8 protein-coding genes and 1 tRNA gene are annotated in these 10,747 nt (G+C 66.4%); 3 read left to right on the top strand and 6 right to left on the bottom strand.

Annotated features, from left to right (window positions below; genetic code table 11):
• Positions 1–205 precede the first annotated feature (205 nt).
• From F8D48_RS10770 to F8D48_RS10745, 6 genes are all read right to left on the bottom strand, one after another.
• Positions 206–625: a GtrA family protein gene (locus tag F8D48_RS10770; protein ID WP_135970825.1), complete on the bottom strand. Its 420-nt coding sequence runs from the start codon at positions 623–625 to the stop codon at positions 206–208.
• Between the two features lie 118 nt (positions 626–743).
• A tRNA-Glu gene (locus tag F8D48_RS10765) sits at positions 744–818 on the bottom strand.
• Positions 819–896: 78 nt separating this feature from the next.
• Entirely contained in the window at positions 897–1,898 is a 1,002-nt protein-coding gene (locus F8D48_RS10760) for a glycosyltransferase family 2 protein (protein ID WP_151431973.1), read from the bottom strand.
• Positions 1,899–2,077: 179 nt separating this feature from the next.
• Complete coding sequence (locus F8D48_RS10755; RefSeq protein WP_151431971.1) at positions 2,078–2,359, bottom strand: helix-turn-helix domain-containing protein; 282 nt, start codon at positions 2,357–2,359, stop codon at positions 2,078–2,080.
• Positions 2,337–2,714: a type II toxin-antitoxin system RelE/ParE family toxin gene (locus tag F8D48_RS10750; RefSeq protein ID WP_151431969.1), complete on the bottom strand. Its 378-nt coding sequence runs from the start codon at positions 2,712–2,714 to the stop codon at positions 2,337–2,339. The genes F8D48_RS10755 and F8D48_RS10750 overlap by 23 nt, the downstream gene beginning before the upstream one ends.
• 1,359 nt (positions 2,715–4,073) lie before the next feature.
• Positions 4,074–4,397: a hypothetical protein gene (locus F8D48_RS10745; protein WP_151431967.1), complete on the bottom strand. Its 324-nt coding sequence runs from the start codon at positions 4,395–4,397 to the stop codon at positions 4,074–4,076.
• A 114-nt stretch (positions 4,398–4,511) separates the two neighbouring features.
• Between F8D48_RS10745 and F8D48_RS10740 the strand changes: the two genes are divergently transcribed.
• From F8D48_RS10740 to F8D48_RS10730, 3 genes are all read left to right on the top strand, one after another.
• Positions 4,512–7,652 carry a DUF11 domain-containing protein gene (locus F8D48_RS10740; protein WP_151431965.1) on the top strand — a complete coding sequence of 1,047 codons (3,141 nt, stop codon included), beginning with the start codon at positions 4,512–4,514 and terminating at the stop codon, positions 7,650–7,652.
• 122 nt (positions 7,653–7,774) lie between these two features.
• Complete coding sequence (locus F8D48_RS10735; protein WP_240806324.1) at positions 7,775–9,250, top strand: glycosyltransferase; 1,476 nt, start codon at positions 7,775–7,777, stop codon at positions 9,248–9,250.
• Positions 9,251–9,325: 75 nt separating this feature from the next.
• Positions 9,326–10,747: DEAD/DEAH box helicase (locus F8D48_RS10730; protein ID WP_151431963.1), on the top strand; the 1,422-nt coding region annotated here is incomplete at its 3' end.

Raw genomic sequence — 10,747 nt, 5'->3', positions numbered from 1 at the left:
CCCCAGCCCCGCCGCCAGGGCCGTGGCGTGGCCGGGCCGCTCGGTGAGCAGAAGGCGGAAGCCGTCGGCGCCCACCCGGGCCCGCAGGTGGCTGGCTGCCTCCACGGCGGCCCAGGAGCCGCGGCCGTTCTGGGCCGCCGGGTTGGCAATGAGCGCGATCTGTCCGATAGCCATCGGCCTCACTCCCCTCGGTTCCGCGCCGGGCTCACAGAAGCTCCAGCGGCTCAGTGGCCGCCGTGTCGCCGGCGTCGAGGAATTTCTTGCGCGTGACGAAGTTGTAGACCATCACCACAGCCGTGGCCGCGATCTTGGTGATGAGATAGCTGATGCCCAAAAACGACGTGCCGAGGAACATGAGGGCGTCGTTGATGGCAAGGCCGATGACCGACAGCACGACGAAGATGACGAACTCCCGACGACGGGAGAGCCCCTCTTTGTGGGTGAACACGTAGCGCATGGAGGCCAGGTAGTTGAACACCACTGACGCGGTGAACGAGATGGTGGCCGACAGCAGGTACTCCACGCCGGCAAGCTCGGTGAGGGCCACCATGAGGCCGTAGTCGATGACGAAGGCCGCCGCGCCCACGACGCCGAACTTCATGAACTGCTGGACGAGCTTTCCCATGATCCCTTCCGCTGCGCAGAGCCGTGCCCGATCGCCCGGGCCCCGGTGCCGACGGCCCCGCTTGAGGTGCCGGCAATCCGACAAAAAAGGGAGAACCGAAGTTCTCCCTGCTCATTCATGGTGCCCCCAACGGGAATCGAACCCGTGTCTCAGCCTTGAAAGGGCCGCGTCCTGACCTCTAGACTATGGGGACGTGCAAAATAGCTTGAACAGTATGGCAGAGAAGGCCGCCCATTGCAAGGCCCTCGCCGAGAATTTCCCGCAGCGGGCCCTAGCGCCACCGATCGGCCTCCATGACCCGGTAGACGCTCATCTCCCACTGGCGGCGATGGGACTTCGCCACCGTGTCCAGGATGAGACCGGCCGTGAGCGAGAGGGCCGCCGTGAGCATGAAGGCCACGGCCAGCACCGCCGAGGGCAGGCGCGACACGTAGCCGGAGTCCAGGTACTCCCCGATCACCGGCACGCCGGCGGCCAGGCCGCACAGGCCGAGCACCACGGCCAGCCAGCCGAAAAAGGCCATGGGCCGGTAGTCGCGGAACAGGCTCGCGATGGCGGCGATGACGAGCATGCCGTCGGTGAAGGTGGACAGCTTGCTCTCGGAGCCCTCGGGACGGTCGCGGTAGACGATGGGCACGTCGGCCACACGCCAGCGGCGGTCCACGGCCCAGATGGACACCTCGGTCTCGATCTGGAAGCCCTCGCTCATGACGGGCATGGTCTTCACGAAGGCTCGGGAGAAGGCGCGGTAGCCGGTCATGACGTCCTCGAAGGCGTAGCCGTAGATGAGGCGGATGAGCCGGCGCACGAGGTTGTTGCCGAAGCCGTGGAAGGGCCGCTCGTTCTCGGCGCCGTAAGAGCCGTTGGAGATGCGATCGCCCACGGTCATATCCGCCTCGTCGGCGGCGATGGGGGCCAGAAGGTCGCCGGCCGCCTCGGCCGGGTAGGTGTCGTCGCCGTCCACCATGAGGTAGTAGTCGGCATCGATGTCGCGGAACATGGAGCGCACTACGTTGCCCTTGCCCTGGCGGCTCTCGCGGCGCACCACCGCGCCGTGGGCCGCGGCGATGGCGGCCGTGCCGTCGGTGGAGTTGTTGTCGTAGACGTACACCGTGGCCCGGGGCAGGACGGCCCGGAAATCGTCCACCACCTTGGCGATGGTGACGGCCTCGTTGTAGCAGGGAATGAGCACGGCCACCCCCTCGCCGCGGCGGATGGCGGCAACGGCCTCGGCCGTGGCCGCGGGATTCGATGTCGTAGCGATGTCGGTCATAAACTCTGGCTCCTCATCGGGCCGGCGCGGCCCCGGCACTGCCGAGGCGGGCCCAAGATCGGCGGTTCTCTGACGGGAGCGATTATCGTACCGTAAAACAGCGCGCAGGGCCACGAGTTCAAAATCTTTGCGGATACCCCGTTACCCTGAACGCGAACCGAGCACTGCCACCCGCCCCATCACGCAGGCACGAACTCGAGCCTGATCCGCATGCCGAGTCCAGCCGCCAGCCTCTCGAGGGTGCGCAGGGACGGGTTGGCATTCCCGTTCTCCAGCTTGCTGATATCAGACTGGGTAATGCCGGTGATCTCCGCCAACTCCTTTTGAGTGAGGTTCCGGGCGGACCGCCCGTCGAGCATTGCCTTTGCGATCTGGAATTCAGGCTCCAGCGCATCCCACTCCGCCCGAAACTCCGGATCGCGGAGCCGCTCGTTCAAGCTATCGCGAAAATTCTTCGTCATAGCCCATCCCTTCCCGATGATTGAAGTCCTTCCGCCGCCTCTTGGCAAGCTCAATTTCACCCACCGGCGTCTTCCGCGACTTCTTAACGAAACCGTTCGTGAGAATAACCCGACGTCCGACGACGAAGAAATAAAGCACCCGCGAAATATCGCCTCCGCACTGCGCCCGCAGCTCGAAGATACCGTCACCGAGCGTTTTCGAGTACGGCTCCCGCAAATCGCCTCCCTTCAGCTCGAGCAACTCCATAATGCGGTACAGCTTGGCCTGCATCTTGGGACTCTGCGACAAAATAAACTCCTCCGCAGGGAACGTGCCGTCGGGCAACTCGTAGAATTCCACGCTGAAGGGCTCCATCGCCCGATCGCCTCCTTGCATGATATTTGTTTTATCATATATTGTCAATCGAACTGGCAAATATACGTATTGCGATTCCTTTCTATCATATTCAATATATACCATGACTTATTCTGGGAAATGCTGAGATTGCATTTATACGATTTTATTTTATAATAGTATGTATTACGTATATTTTGCATTCTCAAGCTACCTGACTCTCCCCGCGTTTCCCTGGTGCGAATCGCCCGCACGAACTCGGGCCTGATCCACATTGCCGAGCGACGGGATCACGGTTGCGGAATCGCGGAAGAAGGGGTATATTCGGCGCTGGCTTATCATTAACGAGAGAAGGAGAAGCCATGTCAACGAAGCGAAGGGGTTCGCTTCTGCGCCTCAGTTTGGCGGCCGTGCTGGCCTGCGGGATGACGCCCGCGGCGGCCCTCGCCAGCCCGGAGGGCCAAAGCACAGAGACCCCCCCCCATCGAGTTTTCTGAAGTCGTAGGCGACGTTTCCGCCAACGACGATTTTTCCGCCCCCGATGAGGGCACTTCCCCCAAAAGTGACATCCCCATTTCTGCGGAGACCGCTTTTTACATTGGCTCTTCTACCGATTCTATCGCTAACGAAGACATCGAGCCGCCCCTCTCCCTCTTTCAAGCCCTGAGCGCCAATCTCCGTGCGAGCCTACCCGATTCGCCAACCGCACAGACCGAAGCAAACGCGGGGCCTTTCGCCGTAAGCGGAGGTATCGCAGGCTCATCTGCTGGGCAGGGAGACTACTTCTACGACAGCGCAACGGGCATCCTGCATATCCAGTCTTCTGTCGAACTCACCATCAGCACCCCCTCCGAAACGAGCAGTTCGATACAAATCGATGCCGGCGTTAAGGGCGAGCTGATCCTGGCCGGCGTCAAGATTAGCAGCTCTGCGCTAAGCCCCCTACACCTCGTCACAAATCTTTATGACACACAGGACGGATCCCGCGCCACCGAGGGAAGCCAGATCGTCCATCAGACAAGCCTATACCTTAAGATCGCTGACGGTACGAGCAATTCGCTCAAATCGCTGGCAGTTGAGAATGCGGGCATCTACTGTGGAGAAGGATCGGAACTCGTCATCGACGATGCCTGCGACAACCGAGCGCCAACTGGGGAAATGGCAGTTGTCAAAGGAGCAAAAGTCGTCCAATCCATTACGCTCAAGAACGGAAAGACTATTCGTGCTGGCAGTTCCTCTGTGGAGCTTGACAGCCCCAATCCGGGAACCCTTGAAGTCCTCGGGGGCGGAGGAGGAGGCGCCGGCATCGGCAGCACCGCCTATGAGAACGGAGGGACGATCACCATTAACGGCGGCAACATCAGAGTTGACGTGCAGGGCTCAGACCAGCAGTTCAATGCAGGAACTAGCTTCAGTGCCGGCATCGGTGCAGGAAGTCAGGGAGACGGAACCGCGACGGCCATCACCATTAACGGCGGCAACATTGAAGCCCAAGGAGGATGCCATGGAGCCGGCATTGGCGCCGGAGTAAGCGATGGCTACAGCGGATCGGCGATGAAAAGTGATGTTATCAAAACTAGACATACAACGTCCTTCACATGCGTAGCTGGAGATATTTTCATCAATGGTGGCTTTGTGAAGTCCTCTGGAGGCTGGCATGGCGGAGCTTTTGGAAGCGCGTGCTGGAGCAAAAATACCGATCACACTATTTCCGTCACGGGCGGCACACTACTCCCCGTATCGGGATCCGGCAGCCATGGCGCCGAAACGGGGGAAGCCGGCAAGCCCTTCCCCGAAATCGGAGGAGTTGGAGGCTATGTGCTCATCACGGGAGGCTCCATTCGCTGCACCGATCCTAATAGATATTTTCAAGGCATCGGAGGAACAGCTTGGGGAAACACCGCCTACGAGGCCGAGGGGTACGACCCTACCGACCCCGACGACCCCAACAAGGTGACCATGGTCACCATCGACTTGGGAGCAGAGCTGAAGGCCAACAATCAGCAGGCGGGACTTCCCGACGATACTGCCCTCGACAATCTCATCGAGGAGTGGAGCCTCCACATCGCTGGGCAGGAATACGACTACGGCGCCCCAGCCCAGTTCGATGACGGAAAACTCTACCTGTGGCTGCCGAAGGAGGCCGCCAAACAGCAGATCGCCGTTGAGCTTGCTTATCGCGACAAGAACGGCGATCTCCGGAAAGTTCTCCCCCTCTACCGGGAGCCTGGACAAGACGACTCGCTTCTCAAACGATACCGCGATTTCGAGGTGACGGACGCCTCGTATCTGGTATCGCTCACCAAGCCCTACGACGGACTACCGCTACCGGCCTACGACCTTTCGGCACCGGGGTGCGCCATCACCACCCCTGCGCCCGACAACAAGGTGCTTGATAGGGTCACCGACGACAGCGGCCGGACGCTGGTACGATACACCTACCAACCTTTTAACAGGAAGCCGTCGGGGCCCGACGATGAGCCTACTCCGACAGGTCCCGAAACAAGCGAGACGACGAAAGATACCGAGGGAAACGAGGTAGCCGTGTTGCCCGCCGACGCCGGCGCCGTGAAATTGACTATGATTTCGAAGCAATACGCTGACGAGGAAAGCAGCGACGAGCAGATTCGGGACTTCGCCAAAAGCTACTGGGGGCACCGGGCCTTCATGTGGGGCGAGATCACTCCCGTGCCCTCGGCGGTGACGTCGGTGAAGGCGGCGTGGAGCGACGGGTCGGAGGTGGCCGACCCGCAGGACCCGGCCAAGGTCCTTGACGTGGAGGTAGATGTGACGAGCGGCACCTTCGCCGACGGCACCCCCACGGCTACCACGTGCAAAGCCCCCAAGGGCCGCGTGCAGCTGTACGTGGACGGGAAGGAGGCCGGCGAGCCGGTGGCCATCGTCTTCGGGGATGCGAGCTCTCGCACGGCTGCGACCGACGTGGCCGCGGCAGCAGACGGGGATGTCGTGACGCCCGCGGCCAACGCGCGCGTCACGACCGACACCGACGGGCGCGAGCACACCGTGGTCTCCTGGTCGTTCCCGGCCGGCGACCTCATGGCCCCCGGCGCCCGCCACACGCTGACGGCGCGCTACCTGCCCTCGAAGAACTACCTGCCGAGCGCCAACCCCGAGGAGGAGGAGACCCCCGAGAGCCAGGTGGCCGTGAAGCCCGATCCGACCATCGCGCCGACACCCAAGCTCTCGAAGTCGGTGAAGAACCTGACGCATCCGAACGGTCCCACCCAGCCAGGCGACCGCCTGCGCTACCGCATCGAGGCCGCGAACACGGCTGCAGGATCGCTGTGGACCCAGGCGGTCGTGACCGACCCGCTGCCCGTGTGCCTGGACCTCGACCCCGGCTCCGTGAGGCTCACCAACGCCTGGGAGGCGCTCGATGCGAAGGCGCTCGCCGAGGCGGCCGCAGTGACGGCCTTCGACGTGGGGCGCTTCTCAATCGGCACGGCGGGCGCCGACGGCCGCGCGGTGCTCATGGTGCCCGCCGGCGCCGTGTCGCCGCTCTCGCCGGCCGTGGTGGAGTTCGAGTGCGTCGTAAAGAAGGGCCTGGACCTCGCGACCGAGAGCGCGGACGACCTTGCCCTCGGCAACATCGCCAAGGCCACGGGCTCTCGCCCGAACCCCGACGATCCGGACGGCGAGGACGTGGGGCCGGTGGACCCGGATCCCTCGCCCGAGGCCACCCCGCCCGGGCCGGCCACCGTGGCCCCCGCCGACCCGGCCGAGGGCGACGTGGCCATCGCAAAGTCCGTGGAGAACCTGAAGCATCCGGACGGGGACGCCACCGAGGTGGGAGACCGCCTGCGCTACACCGTGGAACTCGAGAACCGGGGCGGCGCCGATACCGCCCTGTACGATGCCGCGATCAGCGATCCTCTGCCCGCGGGCATCGAGCCGGTGCCGGGAACCATCAGACTTACGGGGCCCACGCCCGGAGCGGAGGGAAAACCGGTGCCCGATACCGCCTACGACGCAGCAAGCCGCACCCTGGCGGTGGCCGTGGGCGACCTGTACGGCGGCCAGAAGTGGACGCTCACCTTCGAGTGCGAGGTGACCGCCGAGGCCGTGGGCGCCGATATCGCGAACATCGCCTTCGCCCACGGCACGCCGCCCTCCGAGAATCCCGGCCGCGACCCGCAAAAGCCCGGGACGGAGCCCGGCGAGGCCGCACGACCGCCCGCAGCCGACGACGAGCCCGAGGCGGCATCCGACCCTGTCTCACCGCCCGAGGTGCTTCCCGCCGACCCGGCCGAGGGCGACGTGTCCATCGCCAAGACCGTCGCGAACCTCACCCACGACGACGGCACCACCCATGTGGGCGACACGCTTCGTTACGAGATAGCGCTCGCCAACAGCGCCCCGGGCACCGGCTGGGTGGACGCCGTCATCCGCGACGACGTGCCCGTCGGCGTGGAGCCCGTGAGCGGCACCGTGGTCCTCACGCTGGCCGACGGCACCTCAATCGAGGTGGACGATGCCGCCTACGACCCGGCAACGCGCATCCTGGCCGTGGCCGTCGGACGCCTCTACGGCGGCCAGGAGGCGCGGCTCGCCTTCGAGGCCCTTGTGACCGCCGACGCCGTGGGGGCCGACATCGGCAACGTGGCCGTCGGCTACGGCACCCCGCCCTCTCAGCGTGACCCCGACGCTTCCGAGCTCGTCCCCGGCGCGCCCTTCTCGCCCGCCGAGGGGTGGGATGCCTACGAGGCGCGCCAGGACGTGCAGCGCGTGCGCACCGATCCGGTGTACCCCGAGGGGGTGACGGCCCAGGGTGGCGTCATCGACGACGGCGCGCGGCCCGATGAGGCGGCCACCATCCGCCGCCGCCTCGCGCAGACCGGCGACGCCCTGCTCGCCGCGGCCCTCATGCCCGCGGTCTGCGCCCTGGCGGCCGGCGCGGCGCTGCTGGCCTCCCGCCGCCGCGCGCGCCGAGCTCGCTAGCCCAAAGGGGCCGCGAGCCGAACATGCCGGTTCGCGGCCCCTCCCCTTCCCCGCCCCTCCGCCATTTGCGGGTAATGCGTCGAGTCCGGGGCGTGCTCGGGCAAATGCGCTATGATGCTCCTATGAACATATCTGATACGAAACCAGCGGGCGCGATCGAGCTGCCCGCATCAATGGAGCCCGGCGCCCTCGCCCCCTCGTCGCCGACGGGGCAGGCCGCCCCCTCCGCCATCGAATCGCCCGAGGCGGCCTGCGGCGAGTTTGCCTCCCCCGACGCCATCACCGCCACCCAGACCACGCTCGCCCGCGCCACCGACGAGGGGGACCCGGTCATCCTCGTTGTCCACGCCTCGGTGGGCAGCGGCCACCGCAGCGCCGCCTACGCCATCGCCGAAGCCATTCAGAACGCCGGCGAGCGCGCCCGCGCCGGCGCGGCTGACCCCGCCCTGCCCGCAGGCCTCGACCCCGCTCTGGCGGCCCGAGCCCGGGTGGAGGTGCTCGACATACTGGACTTCGGCCGCATCGTCTTCGACGGCGATGCCACGGCCTCCATGTTCACGGGATGGACGCGCCCCTTCTACGACATTACCTGGCGCTACGTGCTCACGGGGCGCCTTCTGTGGGGCGGCGGCACCATCTGGGCCCACCTCATGTACCCCCGCTTCGTGGAATTCGCGCGCCAGGTACGCCCGGCGGCCATCGTGGCCACCCACATCACGGCGGCCAACGTGGCCGTGAGCGCCCGCATGCTCACGGGGCAGTCCTTCCCCATTCTGTGCGTGCCCACCGACTACGAGGCCGAGGGGCTGTGGCCCCACCTGCACACCGACCTGTTCTGCGTGGCCAACGAGGCCATGGCCGAGACCCTGCGGCCGCGCCGAGTGCCCGAGGACCGCATCCTCATCACCGGCATCCCCGCCAGCCCCGCCTTCTCCCGCGACTACGACAAAACCGCCGCCCGGGAGAGCTTCGGCCTGCCCGCGGATAAAATCGTGGTGCTGGCCCTGGCCGGAGCGAAGCTGCCGCGGCCCTACGTGCACTTCCGCGAGGCCCTCGACGAGCTGCTCCCCTTCATGCACCGGCTCCCCAATATGGAGCTGGTCATCGTGGCCGGCGCCGACGAGGAGTACGAGCGGCGGGTGCGCCGGGAGGTGGCCGACTTCGGCCTGGACAACGCCCGGGTGCTCGGCTACGTCACCCGCATGGCCGAGCTCATGGAAGCCGCCGACGTGGTCATCTGCAAGCCCGGCGGCCTCACGGTGACCGAGTGCCTGTGCGCCCGGGCCCCCATGATCCTGCTCGGGCGGGCCTACGGCCAGGAGAAGGCGAACGTGCGCATGCTCACCGCCGCCGGCGCCGCCATGGCCGCCACCACGCCCCGCGAGCTTTTGGACACCCTGCGCCACATCAGCGAGCACCCGGCCTCGGCCGACGCCATGCTCATCAACGCGTCGCTTTTGCGCCGGCCCCACGCCGCCGATGCCATCGCGGCGGCCACCTTCGACCTCATCGCGAAGGAGCCGCCCCGGGACGGAAAGCTGCGGAGCCGCCACTTCGCCCACTTCTACTGGGGACGCAAGCCGGCCCACACCCGCTAGCCCCGCCGTCCCGACCCTCTGAGCGTCTGCGCAGAAGAGCCGCGCTGCCGATACCAAGCCCTTGAAAGGAACCCCATGACCACCTTTGCCGATCTCGGCCTGTCCGATTCCGTCCTGGCCGCCGTGGAGGCGCTCGGCTACACCGAGCCCACCCCCGTGCAGGCCCAATCCATCCCGCTCGCCCTGGAGGGCCGCGATATGATCGCCGCCGCCAAGACTGGCACCGGCAAGACCGCCGCCTTCTCCCTGCCCTCCCTGGACCGCCTCGAGCGCTCCGACCGCAAGAAGGCGCCCACTATGCTCGTCATCACCCCCACCCGCGAGCTGGCCATGCAGATCCAGGAGGTCTGCAGCACCATCGCGAAGGCCCGCGGCCTGCGGGTGGCCAACGTCGTGGGCGGCGTGAAGATCGAGCCCCAGATCAACCGCCTCGCCCGCGGGGTTGACGTGCTCATCGCCACGCCGGGGCGCCTCATCGATCTCATGAACCAGAAGGCCGTGGACCTCTCCCAGGTGCAGATCCTCGTGCTGGACGAGGCCGACCGCATGCTGGACATGGGCTTTCTGCCCTCGGTGCGCCGCATCGTGGAGGCCACGCCGTCCAGCCGCCAGACGCTGCTGTTCTCGGCCACCATCGACAAGGGGGTCCTCTCCCAGGTCGATGCCATGCTGAACGACCCGGCCATCGTGCAGATCGCCGCCAAGGGCGAGACCGCCGATACCGTGGAGCAGTACATCGCCCGCGTGCCCCATACCCTGAAACCCGATCTGCTGGCGGCCCTCTTGCAAGAGCGCGGCGCCGAGCGCGTCATCGTATTCGCCCGCACGCGCCATCGGGCCGATGCGGCCTGCCGCAAGCTGAAGCGGGCCGGCTACCGCGCCGAGGCCATCCACTCGGACCGCTCCCAGAACCAGCGCAAGCGGGCCCTGGACAACTTCGCCTCCGGCGCCACCGACATCCTCGTGGCCACCGACGTGCTGGCCCGCGGCATCGACGTGGACGAGGTGGCCTACGTGGTGAACTACGACGTGCCGGTCCAGGCCGAGGACTACGTGCACCGCATCGGGCGCACGGGCCGCGCCGGAGCCGAGGGCTTCGCCGTCACCTTCGTGGCCCCCGAGAACAAGCCGGAGCTAGCAGCCATCGAGAAGCTCATCAAGCGCCCCATCCCCGAGATCGAGGTTCCGGGCTTCAACCTGGAAGAAGCCGCCGAGGCCGCGGCGGCCCGGGCCACCCGCGCCAACGCCAAGCACGACCCGGAGCTGGCCGCCGCCGCACGGGAGCAGGCCAAGAAGGACAAGCGCAAGGCCCGTGCCCGGGCCCGCGCCGAGGAGGAGGCCGCGACCGCGACGGAGGAGGCGCCTCGCAGCCGCCGCGACCGCAAGCCGGCCGCCAACCGCGGCAACAGCGCCAACCGCCCCCGCAGCGGGAGCGCCCCCAAGAGCGCCAAGGCCAAGGGCGGCGCCTCGGGGAAGGGGGGTGCCCCGGGGAAGAGC

This window comes from Adlercreutzia muris, from assembly GCF_008831045.1.
Classification (GTDB): Bacteria; Actinomycetota; Coriobacteriia; order Coriobacteriales; family Eggerthellaceae; genus Adlercreutzia; species Adlercreutzia muris.
The sequence above is the reverse complement of the archived record's forward strand: the minus strand, read 5'-3'. Positions and strand labels throughout refer to the sequence as shown.